This is a genomic window from Geodermatophilus sp. SYSU D00758, assembly GCF_054049955.1.
Genome location: NZ_JBJGYK010000030.1, coordinates 33,012 through 47,043 on the forward strand (window position 1 = coordinate 33,012; position 14,032 = coordinate 47,043).

Genomic DNA, 14,032 nt, shown 5'->3' on the forward strand with positions numbered 1-14,032 from the left:
GGATGCTGGATCGGTCGGGGTGGTCAGTCGCGGGTCGGAGGCTCGCCCGCGGGTGGGGCGTCCGGAGCCGGCGGTTGTGCGGCCATGACCAGCGCCACGACCAGCACGGTGCTCACCGGCCCCCACAGCACGAGCCCGGCCGAAGACAGCCAGCCCAGCGCGGCCGGTCCGGCCAGCACGGCCGCCGGAGCTCCTGGCGCGACGAGCACGGCGCCGTCCGGCCAACCCCGGCGGCGCAGCCAGCCGGCCGCGACCAGCGTCCAGCCGCCCACGAGGGCACCGGCGACCGGCCAGGCGTCGCGCCGAACAGCGACCAGCCGAGCTCCAGGGCGATCACGGCGACCAGCAGCGGCAGCAACGTGGCGGCCCAGCCGGTGAGGAACCGGACCATCGCGGCATCGGTGGTGCTCGGTGCGGGGGTGGCCGGCACGGTCCGCGGTGGCAGCGTCACGGTGGACACCGGTTCCTCCTCAGCGGACCGGCGGCGGGATGGACGGGTGTGCTGCGGGCGACGCTAGGAAGGCGGCGGCCGTGTCACGCCGGCGAAACCGCCGGGATCGCCGGCGAGGGCCGCGGCTGGCTGGCGTCGGCAGCCAGGCGGTCGGAGAGGGCAGCGGCGTCGGCGCCGACGAAGCCGAGCAGTGCCGAGCCGCGGCAGGTCTGCCAGGGCAGGCCGAGGAAGTACAGGCCGGGCACGTCGGTGACCCCGCCCTCGTGACGGACGGCGCCGTCGACGACGACGCCGGGGACGTGCAGCCAGGAGTGGTCGGGCCGGTAGCCGGTGGCCCACACGATGGCGTCGACCGTGGCGGTGCTGCCGTCGGCGAAGGTGGCGGTGCGGCCGGCGAGGTCGGCCAGCCGCGGGCGGAAGTCGATGCCGCGGCGGCGGAGGGTCTGGCTGCGGGTGCCGATGACGATGTCGCCGCGGGCGCGTAGCCGTCGGGCGATGCGGGTGTGCGTCGGCACGGTGAAGAGCCCGAAGCGGGTCAACCAGGAGAACAGGTCGCGGCCGGCGAACCGCTGGGGCAGCTCGGTCGGCCGTGTGCCGACGGCGACGGTGACCGGTTGGGTGGCGGCGAGCTCGGCGGCGATCTGCAGGCCGGAGTTGGCGGCGCCGACGACGAGCACCCGGCCGCCGCCGGGCAGCTGGGTCGGGTTGCGGTAGCCGGCACTGTGCAGCTGCGGCACGCCGGGGTCGAGGCGGTCGGCGAGGGCAGGGATGTGCGGGGTCTGGAACGGACCGGTGGCGACCACGACCTGCCGGGCGCGCAGCGTGCCGATCGGGGTGCTGGCGGCGAAGGTGCCGTCGGTTTCGCGGTGCAGCCGAGTCACCGGGGTGCTCAGCCGGACCGGCAGGGCGAAGTGGGCGGCGTAGGTGGCCAGGTAGTCGGCGACGTCGTCCTTGGTGGGATGGGTGTCGGCGGGGGCGGGGAACGGCAGGCCGGGCAGCGAGTCGTACCGGGCGGGGCTGAACAGCCGCAGGGAGTCCCAGCGGTTCCGCCACGAGGAGCCGATCTCGGGGCCGGCGTCGACAAGCAGGAAGTCGGTGCCGCGGGCGGCGAGTTGGTGGCCGAGGGCGAGGCCGGCCTGGCCGGCGCCGATGACGAGCACGTCGAGGACCTCGTCGGCGGTGGAGCGTGGCGTGGGCATGGGATCTCCTGACAGGGCGACGGGTGGGCAGGGGGTGGGCGCGTGACACGCGGGCGTTCAGACGAGGCCGACGGTGAGCAGCGCGGCGGCGAGGACGAGGTCGGCGACCAGGCATGTCTCGGCGTACCAGCGGGGCACGACCCGGCCGAGGCGGTGGTGGGCGACGTCCCAGGCGGCGTGGGCGAGCCAGCCGGCGGCGAGCAGGTAGCGGGCCGCGGCCGGGTCGACGGCGACCGCGGCGAGCGCGACCGCGCCGAAGCCGAGCACGGCCGCGGTCTGCGCGGTCAGCAGCCGCCGGTCGGTCAGGTCGCCGCGGACGGTGCCCCAGGTCAGATAGATGACCGCAGCCAGCAACACGCACCAGGCGCTGATCCAGGCCTGCGCGGACGCGGGCAGCCGGGCGACGAGCACGAAGCTGTTCACAGCGGCGATGGCACCGAGGGCGGCCGGCCAGCGGCGGGTGAGCGCGCCGCGGACGCCGGGGCGGTAGCCGGTCGCAGCCGGAGCGGCGGGAGCGGCGGGAGCGGCGGTCATCGGGGCCTCCTCGGTCGGTGCTTGATCCGCACCGGACGCTAGGAGCGGGGCCGCCGGCCTCTCGCCGGGGAAATCGCCAGGTTTCGTCGCCGGGCGCTGCACCCGGCGACGGTCGGCGTCAGAGCTGGAGCGGGAGCGCGGTCAGCTCGGCACGGGAGGTCACGGCCAGCTTGCTGAACACGTTGCGCAGGTGGAAGTCGACGGTGCGGGGGCTGACGAACAGCTGCGCGGCGACGTCGCGGTTGGACAGTCCCTGCCGGACGAGCGCGGCCACCTGGCGTTCCTGTGCGGTGAGGTCGGTGGCGGTGGTGACGTCGCGGCGGCGGGCGGTCTCGCCCGAGGCCCGCAGCTCCTGCGCGGCACGCTCGGCCCACGGGGTTGCGCCCAGCTCCTCGAACAGCGCCAGGGCGGTGCGCAGGTGCTCGCGGGCGTCGACCCGCCGCCGTGCCCGGCGCAGGTACTCGCCGTAGGCCAGTTCGGTGCGGGCGCGATCGGGTGACCGCGGCGACTTCGCGTGCGCGGTCAGCGCCGCCTCGAAGTGCGCTTCGGCGTCGGCCCCCTCGGCCACCAGCGCGCGGCCGTGCTCGGCGGCCGCGAGCGCGCTCGGGGTGCCGGTGCCCTCGGCGAAGGCCGCCACCTCCTCCAGCCAGGCGCGCAGGACGTCGAGGCGCCCGGCGCGGAAGGCGAGGTCGAACAGGTCGAGCGCTGCCAGGCGGCGCAGCGCCGGCCCGGACACCTGCGTGAGGTGGTGCACCGCGGTGGCCGGCTGGGCGGCGGTGCGCAGGGCGCGGGCCCAGTGCGTCACGCCGACCACGAGACTGTCGGTGATGCCGACCGGATGCCGCTCGCGGATCGCGGCGGCCTCGGCCAGGCGGTCGTCGGCGGCGGCGTCTCCGCGCAGGGCGGCGACCAGGGCCTGCTGCACCATCGGCAGCGCCGTCATGCCGGGGTGCCCGGTGCCGGCCGCCAGCGGCAGCGCCTCGTCCGCAGCGGCGGCCGCCCTGCCCCACGCTCCCATCGCGATCTGGGCGTAGAAGCCGCGGGTCAGCGCGTGCTCGACCATGCTGAGCGCCCCGGCGCGGCGGGCGGCGGTGAGCTGGTTCTCGTGCAGCCGGAGGCTGCGCTCGTCGTCGTCGATCAGCCACGCGGCGATCGCGAGGTTGGGCTGCAGGACGTGGTCGTCCTCGAGCGGCTCGGCGTCGGTCCGGGCGAACGCCTCACCGAACGACGCGCCGGCGGCGGCGTAGTCCCCGCGGCCGAGCGCGCGGAACCCGTGCATCAGGTCGAACGCCACCCGCGCCGCGGTCGGCGCGTCCGGCGGGGGCTGGGGTACCAGCGCGACCGGGTCGAACGTCCGCGGCGACCGGGCGCCGAATCCCGACAGCGACGCGCACAGCATGGCCAGCTGCCGGGCCAGCGCGTCGTCGGCCCCGGCGGCGACCTCGGCGGCCTGCAGGATGAGGTCGTAGCCGTCGTGCAGCGAGCGGGTGTTCCACTCGATCTGCCCCTGCAGCACGAGCAGCCGCGCGCGGAGCACCGGCTCGCCGATGTCGGCCGCGGCGGCCTGCGCCAGCGCGGCCGCCCGGGACGGGTGCGCGCCCAGCCATGCCGAGGACGCGGCCCGGTACAGCCGCCGGCCGCGGTCGCCGCCGCCGGGGGTGAGTTCGGCAGCGCGGGCCCAGGCGGCGGCCGCCGCCTCGTGCCCGCCCCGGGCCGCGGCCCGTTCGGCGACGCCGTCGAGGGCGCTGACGACGGTCTCGTCGGGCCGGTCGGCGGCGGCGGCCAAGTGCCAGGCCCGCCGGTCGGCGTCGCCGGTGAGCACGGCGGCGAGCGCGCGATGGGCGGCGCGCCGCTGCGCGCTGGTCGCGGCCCGGTAGACCGCCGAGCGCACCAGCGGGTGGTAGAGGGCGACGGTGTCGCCGTCGATGCGCAGCAGCCCGGACCGCTCGACGGCGTCCAGCGCCGCATCGTGGGCGGCGAGCCGGTCGGCGGCGTCGCGGATGACGGTCAGCCGGGCGGTGTCGTCGGCCGCGGCGACCAGCAGAAACCGCTGCGCGGGCTCGTCGAGGCGGCGATAGCGCTCGCCGAAAGCCCGCTCGACCCCGCCGGTCAGCGGCAACGTGCTCGGCAGCGGCACCCGTCCGGCCAGCTGCTCGCCGGTGAGCACCCCGGCCAGCTCGACCAGCGCCAGCGGATTGCCGCCGGTGCCGGCCACCAGCTGGTCGCGCACCGACGGGTCCACGCCGACCCCGGCGCGCGCTGTCAGGAGCGCGTCGGCGTCGGACCCGGTCACGCCGCCGAGGACGACGGTGGGCAGGTCGGGGGCGTCGAAGCGCCGGGCGTCGCCGTCGCGGGCGGCGAACAGCAGCGCCACGCGCTCGTCCTGCAACCGGCGGGCGGTGAACAGCAGCGCGGCGGCGGAGGCGTCATCGAGCCAGTGGGCGTCGTCGACGACGGCCAGCACCGGTGTCTGCTCGGCGGCGTCGGCCAGCAGACTCAGCGTGCCGAGGAAGGCCAGGAACCGGTCGCCGTCGCCGGCGGCTTCGCCCAGCGCCGCACCCAGCGCCGCGGCCTGCGGCGCCGGCAGCGCGTCGATGCCGCCGCGCAGCGGCCACAGCAGCCGCTGCAGCGCGGCGAACGCCAGCGGGGACTCCGACTCCACCCCCGAGGTGCGCAGCACCCGCATGCCGGCGGCGGCGGTGACCGCGTCGGTCAGCAGCGTCGACTTGCCCGACCCGGCCACGCCGCGAACCACCAGCGCCCCACCGGTCCCGGTGCGGGCGGCGTCGAGCAACGCAGCGATCGCCGCGCGTTCGGCATCCCGTCCGGTCAGCACGACGGGCACCGTACCGACCGCCGGGGACACGTCCGGGAATCGCGATCCCGGTGGTTTTCCCGGCGTGAGTGATCTTGGCGGCGGCGAGCGTGGAGGCAGCCCCGCAGATCCCACCTCGAGGAGGAGCCATGTCGGCCCACCCCACCGCCGCACCGGCGGCCCGCTCGCACGGGCACCGTCCCGCCCCCGGCCATGCCACGCCCCACACCGGCGACGTCGGCGGCCACCCGCCGGCGGCCGGGAACGAGCCGCGCCGGCCGTGGACGGTGTTCGCCCTGATGATCGCCGCCCAGTTCATGGTCATCCTGGATGTTTCGGTGGTGAACGTCGCGCTGCCGTCCATCAGCGAGGGGCTGCACCTGTCGGCGGCGGACTACCAGTGGACGATCAGCGCCTACGTGCTGCTGTCCGGTGGCCTGCTGCTGCTCGGCGGGCGCGTCGCTGACCTGCTCGACCGACGCCGCGCCTTCCTCGCCGGCGTCGCCGTGTTCACTACGGCCTCGCTGGTCAGCGGCCTGGCACAGACCCCCCTGACCCTCGTCCTGGCCCGCGCCGCGCAGGGCGCCGGCGCCGCGCTACTCACCCCCGCCGCACTGTCGATCATCATGACCGCCTACGCCGGCAAGCAGCGGCAGACCGCGCTCGCCGTGTGGGGCGCCGTCGGCAGCCTCGGCATCGCCGCCGGCGTCCTCTTCGGGGGGGCGCTGACCAGCGCTCTCGGCTGGCGGGCGGTCTTCTTCATCAACGTCCCGATCGGTGCCGCCGTCGTCGCCGGCACCCTGCGCGCCGTCGCCCGGGGAACCTCCCAGCCCACCGCGCTGCGCCGCCTCGACGCGCCAGGCGCGGTCACCTTGGTCTCCGGGCTGCTGGCGCTGGTGTTCGGCATCGAGGCCATCCGCTCGGCCGGGCCAGCCGCGCCGCGCACCTGGCTCGCGCTGGCCGCCGCCGCGGTGCTGCTGGCCACGTTCGCCCGGCTCGAGCGCCGCGCCGCCGACCCGCTCGTGCCGCCGTCCACCTGGCGGATGCGATCGCTGGTGTCGGCCTCGGCGGTGATGGCCGGCGTGACCGGTGCCGTCGTCGGCGCGATCTTCCTGTCCTCGCTGTACCTGCAGGAGATCGTCGGCTCCTCACCGCTCGTCGCGGGGCTGCAGTTCTTGCCGCTGGCCGCCGCGATCACCCTGGCCGCCGCCGCGGCGTCCAAGGTCATCGGCCACCTCGGCGCTCGCCCGCTGATCCTCGGCGGACTGGTGGTCATGGCCGGTGGGGTGCTGTTGCTGGCCGCCGCTGCTGGCGGCACCTCCTACGCCGCCGACGTGCTGCCCGGGTTCCTGCTCGTCGGCGCCGGCGTCGGCCCGATGTTCGTCGCCGTCGCCGTCGCTGCGATGAGCGACGTGCCCGCGGAGAAGTCCGGCCTGGCAAGCGGGCTGATGATGACCGGCCACGAGGTCGGCGCCGCGCTCGGCGTCGCCGCGCTCACCGCCGTCGCCGGCAACCTCGCCACGGTCACCGGACTCGTCGACGGCTACGGCCGCGCCTTCACCGTCACCGCCGCCGTTCTGGCCGGGCTGTTCGTCCTCACCGCGCTCGCCGTTCCCGGCGGCAAGCCGACGGCCGGCACCAGCGGCCACGGACACGGCGTCCACGGTCACTGACCCGGCCGATCCCGGCGGTTTCCCCGGGGAGAGGCACCCAGCTGCTCACCGACTCTCACCACCGAACGCACCACACCTGCTCGTCGAGGAGTTCCCATGCTGTCCGGCACGCCCCGCACGTTCATCGGCGCCACCACCTTCGCCGTCACCGGCATGAGCTGCGAGCACTGCCACGAAGCGGTCACCACCGCGATCGCTGGCGTCGCCGGCGTCGAGACCGTCACCGTCGACCTGGCCAGCGGCACCGTCACCGTCACCGCCGCGCGGCCGGTGGACCGCGCCGACATCGCCGCCGCGATCGAGGCGGCCGGCTACCGCGTCCTGCCCTGACCACCCGGCGGCGGAAAGCGCCGTCAACGCTTCCGCCGCCGGCACCCCCGACCGCCCCACCTCGCGAGAGGACACCCGCCGTGAACCCGCTCTACGAGGAGCTCTTCCACGCCCGCCAGAGCGAGCTCCTCCGCGACGCCCGCCTCCACCGGCTCGCCCAGTCCGCCAAGGCCCGCTCTCCGCGCCGGCGCCGCATCCACTGACCGCTGCGACCCCCTCACGTCCCAGGAGACGCCATGCCCGCCCGCCCACTTCTCCCACCGCACCCGCGGCCCGCCCCCGCAGAACCGACCCCGACGTCTCGCCCGGCCACCGCGACGCGGGAGGACGCGCCGGCGATCGCCGCCCGCGCGCCCGACCTGGTGAAGACCTGCGGCCGCGGCGAAGCCACCGTCCACGCCCTTTGGACGGCGCCTCCGTGACGATCCCGGCGGGCGAGTTCACCGCCACCATGGGCCCCTCCGGGTCAGGCAAGTCGACCCTCGTGCAGGCCCTGGCCGGCCTGGACAGCGTCGACTCCGGTCAGGTCGTGCTCGGTCACACCGACCTGACCACGTTGCCCGAGCGGGACCGCACCCTGCTGCGCCGCGAGCGACTCGGCTTCGTCTTCCAGGCGTTCGACCTCATCCCGGCGCTGACCGCCGCCGAGAACATCACCCTGCCGCTCACCCTCGCCGGCGAGCGGCCCGACCCGGCCTGGCTCGCCGAGCTCGTCCGGATGCTCGGCCTGGGTGACCGGCTCGACCACCACCCCGCGCAGCTGTCCGGCGGGCAGCAGCACCCGCACGCTGGGCCAGACGATCGTCATGGTCACCCACGACCCGGTCGCCGCCGCCCACGCTGACCGCGTCGTGTTCCTCGCCGGACGGCCGCATCGTCGACGAGCTGCCCCACCCCACCGCCCGACACCGTGCTCGCCCGCATGGCCGGCCTCGACGACCTGGTCGGGGGGTGAGCTGGGATGTTCCGGCTCACCATCGCCAACGCCCTCGGATCCCGCTGCCTCGTCGACGCATGTGAGGGTCCGGCGTCATCCCCAGAAGCAGGGCGGGCGGATCGCGGCTCAGCGACGCGTCGGCGGCTTCGTCCTGGTTGACGCGGAGGTCGGGCCCGCTGGAGATGGCGCCGTAACCCCCACCGGGCGGCGCACCTGCCGTACGCATCCACTGCAGGTACCTCCGTGGCCGCATCGCCGCCGGATCCAGGCGCGATTCGAGGTGACTACCTGGCCGGCGGGTCCTGCCAGGTGCTCACGGCGGGGTGGGCAACGCGCCCTGCCTCGACCTGTTCCCGTGCGCGCAGGGCGACGGCCTCGGCGCGGCTGCGGACGCCGAGCTTGCCCAGGATGCTGCTGACGTGGTGCGCGGCGGTCTTGCGGCTGATGAACAGCCGAGCGGCGACCTCCGGGTTGGACAACCCGAGAGCGAGCAGGTCGAGCACCTCCCGCTCGCGGTTGGTGAGCACCTCCGTGCTACGTCCCGACCTCCGCGGGCGGGCACCGAGGGAGCGCAGCAGGGCCGCCGCGGCGTCCGCCTGCGAGCGGGCGCCCAGCCGGTCGAACGTGGCCAGGGCGGCGTACGCGTCCTCCACCGCCAGGGCGGGCGCCGTCCGTGCCTCGACGCGGGCCAGCGCGAGCTGGACGCACCCGGCGTCGAACGGCAGGTCCAGCCGCCGCAGCAGCCGGAGCGCGGTCGAGAAGCAGCCGGCGGCCTGGTCCGTGGCGCCGCGGGCCGCGGCGACGTGGCCGGCGGCGGTGCTCGCTCGGGCGGCGGCGAGACCGGTCGGGTGCCGGGCACCCAGCACGGTGAGCCGCTCGACCGCCGGTGCCGCCGCGTCCGCGCCGGCGAGTGCGAGCTGCGCCTCGACGACCCGGGCGAGCACGGCCGACTCCGTCTCCTCCGGCACGCCGGTGCCCAGGCAGCCCTGCAGCCGGGCGACGGCGGTTGCCGGTTCCCCGCGGGCGAGGAGCAGTTCGGCGGTGAGCAGCGCGTCGTCGCAGTCCCGCGCCAGTGCCTCCGCCTCTTCCAGCCGGCCCTGGCGGAGCCGGAGTCCGGCCAGCCGGGCCAGTGCCAGGACGTGCGGCAGCGGCCCGGCGCCGCCGGCCATCCGGACGGCCGCCGCCAACTCCCGCTCGGCGTCGGTCCAGCGGCCCGTCGCGATGAGGAGGCCGCCGTAGTGCGTGCGGCACGTGGCGTACAGGAACGGGCAGCCGTACCGGGCGGAGAAGTCGTCGACCACCCGCAGCCACTCCGTCGCCCGACGGACGTCACCGGTCGTCTCGCAGGCCGCGAGCATCGTGCAGGCCGCCCAGACCACGGTCTGCCGACGCCGGCACTCCCCACCCAGCGCGCCGGCCATCGCCTGGTCGATGAGGCCCAGCCCCTCGGCCGCCTGGCCGACATGGACCAGCCGGCCGCCGAGGTCCGACAGCGCGGACAGCTCCAGGTCGGCGTCCCCGCGTCGCCGCCCCTGCTCCAGTGCCCGGCGGATCAGCGCGCATGCCGTCTCGTGGTCGGCGCAGAGGTAGGCCTCCAGCAGCCAGAGCCAGCCCTCGAGGTCCGGCGGCGCGCGGTCGGCGAACACGCTGCGCGCGCGGCCGAGCCACCCCGATGCGGCCGCCGCGTTGCCGAACTGGACCAGGTGGCCGACGCAGGCCTCCATCGCCGCCCAGGCCGCCGCGCCGGGCCTCCCACATCGGCGGAAGGCCACGTAGGCCCGTTCGCGGCACCCGAGAGATGTGCGCGGTTCGCCGAGCCACCAGAGGGCCTCGGCCAGCCCGTCCCAGGCCTCGGGGGCGCCACCCTCCGGATCCTCGGCGGCCAGCGCGGACTCGAACGCGGCGCGGGCCTCCGCCCAGCGCCCCGCCTCGAGCGCCGCCGTCCCGGCGGTGACCGGCTGCCCGCCCGGCACCGGCTCAGTATGCGCTCCGACATGGGGCAGCTGACCCATGCGCGCCCCGGCTCCCGCGGCCACGCTCCGGGCCATGAGCAGCACCGACACCTTCCAGATCTCGCTCGAGACAGCGGAGACCTACGAGGCGGCGTTCGTCCCCTCCCTCTTCGCCCACCTGGCACCGCACCTGCTCGACGCGGCCGAGGTGGCCGCTGGTGATCGTGTCATCGACGTCGCCTGCGGCACCGGCATCGTCGCCCGCACGGCCGCCGAGCGCACCGGTCCGACAGGTCGCGTGGTCGGGCTCGACCTCAACGCGGCCATGCTGACCGTGGCCAGGCGGATCCGGCCCGACCTCGACTGGCGGCAGGGCGACGCCGTCGCCGTGCCGTTCCCGGACGGTTCGTTCGACGTCGCCCTCTGCCAGTCCGGCCTCATGTTCGTCCCGGACCCGGCCGCGGCGGTGGGCGAGCTGGCCCGCCTCGTCCGCCCCGGGGGCCGGGTCGCCGCCCAGGTGTGGAGCTCGCTGGACCGGCAGACCGCCATCCAGCCGCTCGCCGACGCCGTGGCCCGCAATGCCGGCCGGGACGCGGTCGACCTGATCAGCACGTACTTCCGGCTCGGCGACCGGGAGCAGTTCACCGGCTGGTTCTCGCAGGCCGGCCTGCGGGTGACCGACGTCCGCACGGTGCCGGTCGCCGTGCGGGCCCCGTCGGTCGACGACTACATCACCACCGAGGTCGAGAGCACTCCGCTGATCGACCGGATCAGCGCCGACGTGTACCGGCGGATCCGCGAGGAGGCACGGACCGGGCTGGTCGGCCACTGCTCCCCCAGCGGTGCGCTGGTCCTCCCGCTGGAGGCCTACATCGTGGCGGCCCGCCGAGAGTGACCTCGCCACGCCGGCGACGCCCGGGACAGCGCTGGCACGACCGCCGCACCGGTCCCGCTCGGTTGCGGTCCCTGCTCTGCTCCCCGTGCTCAGCGGTGCCAGCCGGCGCATGCACCCTGACCGAGCTCGGCTGTGAGGGGTGCGGTGCACCCGGTGCGGAGCGGTCGGCTCGACCGCGCGGGGGCAGGGTGGGTCCGACCAGGCTGCCGCGGGACGACTGCGACCGCCGCCGACACGGTGGCTGCGATGGGCGCGGACCGGTGCGCGCCTTTCGGCCGTCGACGACTGCCACCTCTGCCACGCGGTCCGGCCGAGGGGCAGGCCGGACGGCTGGGCGGTTCCAGCGGCCGGCACGGCGTCTTTCCTGCCGCGCCGGCCGCATCCTGAGCTCGCAGCTCGGGCATCGCCGGCCGCAGCCCGGTCCCCCCCTGCGTACCGCATTTCCCTGCGGCGATGAGTTCCCCGCTGAGCGACGGTCCACCTGTCACCGACCGCGCGAGGAGGAGCCACGTGGACCAGCTGCTCAGAGTCCAGAACTTCACCGTCTCCAGCGACGGCTTCGGTGCCGGCGAGGGCCAGAGCCTGGAGCGGCCGTTCGGTCACGCCGACCCCGGTGAACTGATGGCGTGGGCCCTCGCCACGGCGAGCTTCCCCAACCGCGCCGTCCCGGGAGGCAGCCGCGGGCTCGACGACTACTTCACCCGGGACTTCGCGCACGGCATCGGCGCCGAGATCATGGGCCGCAACAAGTTCGGGCCCCAGCGCGGCCCCTGGGAGGACCACGAGTGGCAGGGCTGGTGGGGTGCCGAGCCGCCGTTCCACACCCCTGTGTTCGTGATGACCCACCACCCGCGCCCGTCGTTCACGCTCTCCGACACCACGTTCCACTTCGTCGACGCCTACCCGGCCACGGTCCTCGACCAGGCGCGGGAGGCGGCCCGTGGCCGGGACGTCCGACTCGGCGGCGGGGCCACCGTCATCCGGCAGTTCCTCGACGCCGACCTCGTCGACACCCTGCACGTGGCGATCTCACCCGTGCGGCTCGGCTCCGGCGTACGGCTCTGGACCTCACCCGACGAGCTGCTGGACCGCTTCCACCTCGACGTGGTGCCCAGCCCGAGCGGCGTGACGCACCACCTGTTCTGGCGCAAGTGACACGAGAACCCCACGATGGAACGCCGGATGCGGTGATGTGAGCGTGGCTGCTCCTGCGATCAGCCGGTCGTGGCAGCCATCCGGGCCGACGGCGGCACGGGCCGCCGCCTTCCGCGCCGACATCACCGACGAGATCGCGGTCACCGGGCTGGTCGAGCAGGTGAGGGCGGCGCTGCGGCCCATCGCCGTCCTCGTGCTCAACGCCACCGGCCCGCGACCGACCGTCCCGGCGGTGGAGTCGACTGGCCGGATGTGTCCGCCCAGCTGGACTTCTTCGTCAAGAGCCCGGTGCTGCTGGTGCGGGACAGCCCGGCCGACCTGCGCGCGGGCTCGGGCGCCGCGGATCGTGCACGTGGGTTCCGACGTGGTCGATCGCGCCCCCGAGGGCAACGCCGCCTACGTCGCAGCCGAGACCGCCCAGCTCGGGCCGGCCCGCGTGCAGGCGCGTGAGCTCGCGCCGCTCGGGATCACGGTGAACACCGCCGCCCCGGCTGGGTGCCGGTCGAGCGGCACGCACTCCGGCGATCCCCGGGCCCTGGAGGCCTACCGCCGCCACGTCCCGCTGGGGCGCACCGGCACACCCGGTGACGTCGCTGCGGCCGTGTCCTTCCCCGCCTCCGAGGACGCCACCTTCATCCCCGGCGCACGCCTGCACATCACCGGCGGAAGCACGACGGGCTGAGGGCGCAGCAGCCGGCCTGTCCCCGGAGTCGGCGGGCGAGCCTCATCCCTCAGTCGTCGGCAGGTACCGGCGGGAGAGGAGCGAGGGCCCGGAGGTCCAACCACGCCCGCAGCTCGTCGGCCAGAGCCACCGGGCGGTCCAGGTGCACGAGGTGACCGGCGCCCTCCAGGAGCCGCACCGTCGAGCCGGGGATGGCCCGGTGCAGCTCGGCCGCGCGGTCGACGGGGATCCACGTGTCCTCAGCGCCCCACAGGATGTGCACCGGAGCGCGGACGTCGCCCAGCAGCGGGCGGATCTCGTCGGTGAACCGCTCGTCGGCCTGGGCGATCTGGCGGTAGAACGCCGGCCGCCCGTCCCGGGTGGTCCACGGCGCGGTCAGCTCGGCGAGCTCCCGCTCGGTCAGCTCCCGGTGGCTGGCGCTCTGCACGTAGGCGCGCACGGCACCGGCGTGGACTCCTGACGGAAGCCGGGCGAACACCTCGGCGTGCTCCCGCACCAGGGCGAAGAACGGCGATCCCCAGGGGCTGAGCGCTACCACGTCCAGCAGGAACAGCGACGCGAACGGCCGTCCGTGCAGCAGGTGGGCTCTCAGCGACACCGCGCCACCGAAGTCGTGCGCCACCACGTGCGGTTCCTCGAGACGCCACTCCGCCAGGAGCGCGGCGAACAACTCCCCCTGGACGCCGAGGTCGACGGAGTCCTCGGGGTTCTTCGACGAGAGACCGTAGCCCGGCATGTCCCACAGGTACACCGTGAGATCCCTGCTCAGGGCCTCCGCGAAGGGCGCCCACAGCGCGGACGACCAGGGGGTGCCGTGGCAGAAGACGACCGGAGGCCCCGAGCCTCGCCGCGTCCACGCCACCGTTCGGCCGCGCCACCGCCATCGCTGCTCCAGCTGCACCGCTCCTCCTCCGTTCTCCCTCGATGGGCGACACCCGCCCGGTGAGGGGCCTGGTCGTCCTCTTCTGCGCCGCTCAGGCGCCATCCCGGGCCGCTCCGACGAGGTTCCACCGGTTGCCGTACGGGTCGGCGAAGACCGCGACGGTTCCGTACGGCTCGCGCCTCGGTGACTCGAGGAAGCGGACGCCGGCCGCCCGGAGACGGGCGTGGGTCCGGGTGATCTCGGTGGTGCTCAGGAAGGACGCCACCCCGCCACCGGTCTGCCGGCCGCTGCCCGTCATCGGCAGCGCGGGCGAGCACCAGCTGCGCACCCGCGCCGCCGGACGGCGCGACCACCGCCCAGCGCTTGCCGGGTGACAGTGCCACGTCCTGGACGAGGCCGGACAGTGAGGATGTGAGGGGACGGGGTCACCCCTGGTGGTCTGACTCTCCGCCTGACCGACGCCTTGCTGTCCTGCTGTGGGATGTGTCGGCCGTGTGGGGGTGGCCCCGTCCTTGCACGTCACCGG

14 protein-coding genes are annotated in these 14,032 nt (G+C 75.5%); 7 read left to right on the top strand and 7 right to left on the bottom strand.

Annotated elements, in window-relative coordinates:
* Positions 1–23: 23 nt before the first annotated feature.
* From ACI8AC_RS18880 to ACI8AC_RS18895, 4 genes are all read right to left on the bottom strand, one after another.
* Positions 24–272 carry a hypothetical protein gene (locus ACI8AC_RS18880; RefSeq protein ID WP_456899373.1) on the bottom strand — a complete coding sequence of 83 codons (249 nt, stop codon included), beginning with the start codon at positions 270–272 and terminating at the stop codon, positions 24–26.
* Positions 273–534: 262 nt separating this feature from the next.
* Positions 535–1,650, bottom strand: a complete 1,116-nt coding sequence (locus ACI8AC_RS18885; protein WP_456899374.1) for a flavin-containing monooxygenase — start codon at positions 1,648–1,650, stop codon at positions 535–537.
* Positions 1,651–1,707: 57 nt separating this feature from the next.
* The gene (locus ACI8AC_RS18890) at positions 1,708–2,184 is read right to left on the bottom strand and encodes a hypothetical protein (protein ID WP_456899375.1); all 477 of its coding nucleotides are present in this window, start codon (positions 2,182–2,184) and stop codon (positions 1,708–1,710) included.
* A 118-nt stretch (positions 2,185–2,302) separates the two neighbouring features.
* Positions 2,303–5,020, bottom strand: a complete 2,718-nt coding sequence (locus tag ACI8AC_RS18895; RefSeq protein WP_456899376.1) for an AAA family ATPase — start codon at positions 5,018–5,020, stop codon at positions 2,303–2,305.
* A 128-nt stretch (positions 5,021–5,148) separates the two neighbouring features.
* Here ACI8AC_RS18895 and ACI8AC_RS18900 point away from each other — a divergent pair, with 128 nt between their 5' ends.
* The 4 genes from ACI8AC_RS18900 (at position 5,149) to ACI8AC_RS18915 (ending at position 7,846) form a co-directional block, all read left to right on the top strand.
* A complete protein-coding gene (locus tag ACI8AC_RS18900; protein WP_456899377.1) occupies positions 5,149–6,672 on the top strand; it encodes an MFS transporter in 1,524 nt (507 codons plus the stop codon).
* A gap of 96 nt (positions 6,673–6,768) precedes the next feature.
* Positions 6,769–7,002, top strand: a complete 234-nt coding sequence (locus ACI8AC_RS18905; RefSeq protein WP_456899378.1) for a cation transporter — start codon at positions 6,769–6,771, stop codon at positions 7,000–7,002.
* An 80-nt stretch (positions 7,003–7,082) separates the two neighbouring features.
* The gene (locus ACI8AC_RS18910) at positions 7,083–7,205 is read left to right on the top strand and encodes a hypothetical protein (protein WP_456899379.1); all 123 of its coding nucleotides are present in this window, start codon (positions 7,083–7,085) and stop codon (positions 7,203–7,205) included.
* Positions 7,206–7,420: 215 nt separating this feature from the next.
* Positions 7,421–7,846: an ABC transporter ATP-binding protein gene (locus tag ACI8AC_RS18915; protein ID WP_456899380.1), complete on the top strand. Its 426-nt coding sequence runs from the start codon at positions 7,421–7,423 to the stop codon at positions 7,844–7,846.
* A 377-nt stretch (positions 7,847–8,223) separates the two neighbouring features.
* On the opposite strand, the gene ACI8AC_RS18920 is transcribed toward ACI8AC_RS18915, so the two are convergent.
* Entirely contained in the window at positions 8,224–9,912 is a 1,689-nt protein-coding gene (locus ACI8AC_RS18920; protein ID WP_456899381.1) for a LuxR C-terminal-related transcriptional regulator, read from the bottom strand.
* A 73-nt stretch (positions 9,913–9,985) separates the two neighbouring features.
* Between ACI8AC_RS18920 and ACI8AC_RS18925 the strand changes: the two genes are divergently transcribed.
* The 3 genes from ACI8AC_RS18925 to ACI8AC_RS18935 all read left to right on the top strand — a co-directional run bounded on the left by ACI8AC_RS18925 (position 9,986) and on the right by ACI8AC_RS18935 (position 12,623).
* Complete coding sequence (locus ACI8AC_RS18925; protein ID WP_456899382.1) at positions 9,986–10,786, top strand: class I SAM-dependent methyltransferase; 801 nt, start codon at positions 9,986–9,988, stop codon at positions 10,784–10,786.
* 510 nt (positions 10,787–11,296) lie between these two features.
* Positions 11,297–11,941: a dihydrofolate reductase family protein gene (locus ACI8AC_RS18930; RefSeq protein WP_456899383.1), complete on the top strand. Its 645-nt coding sequence runs from the start codon at positions 11,297–11,299 to the stop codon at positions 11,939–11,941.
* Positions 11,942–11,984: 43 nt separating this feature from the next.
* On the top strand, positions 11,985–12,623 hold the full coding sequence (locus tag ACI8AC_RS18935; RefSeq protein WP_456899384.1) for an SDR family NAD(P)-dependent oxidoreductase: 639 nt from the start codon (positions 11,985–11,987) through the stop codon (positions 12,621–12,623).
* A gap of 49 nt (positions 12,624–12,672) precedes the next feature.
* On the opposite strand, the gene ACI8AC_RS18940 is transcribed toward ACI8AC_RS18935, so the two are convergent.
* Both ACI8AC_RS18940 and ACI8AC_RS18945 read right to left on the bottom strand, forming a co-directional pair.
* Positions 12,673–13,524 carry an alpha/beta fold hydrolase gene (locus ACI8AC_RS18940; RefSeq protein ID WP_456899385.1) on the bottom strand — a complete coding sequence of 284 codons (852 nt, stop codon included), beginning with the start codon at positions 13,522–13,524 and terminating at the stop codon, positions 12,673–12,675.
* 73 nt (positions 13,525–13,597) lie between these two features.
* Positions 13,598–13,834: a VOC family protein gene (locus tag ACI8AC_RS18945; protein ID WP_456899386.1), complete on the bottom strand. Its 237-nt coding sequence runs from the start codon at positions 13,832–13,834 to the stop codon at positions 13,598–13,600.
* Positions 13,835–14,032 lie beyond the last annotated feature (198 nt).

Coding starts and splice junctions, on each gene's coding strand:
- ACI8AC_RS18905 (WP_456899378.1), top strand. CDS start 6,769: ATGCTGTCCGGCACGCCCCGCACGTTCATCGGCGCCACCACCTTCGCC.
- ACI8AC_RS18925 (WP_456899382.1), top strand. CDS start 9,986: ATGAGCAGCACCGACACCTTCCAGATCTCGCTCGAGACAGCGGAGACC.
- ACI8AC_RS18890 (WP_456899375.1), bottom strand. CDS start 2,184: ATGACCGCCGCTCCCGCCGCTCCCGCCGCTCCGGCTGCGACCGGCTAC.
- ACI8AC_RS18900 (WP_456899377.1), top strand. CDS start 5,149: ATGTCGGCCCACCCCACCGCCGCACCGGCGGCCCGCTCGCACGGGCAC.
- ACI8AC_RS18885 (WP_456899374.1), bottom strand. CDS start 1,650: ATGCCCACGCCACGCTCCACCGCCGACGAGGTCCTCGACGTGCTCGTC.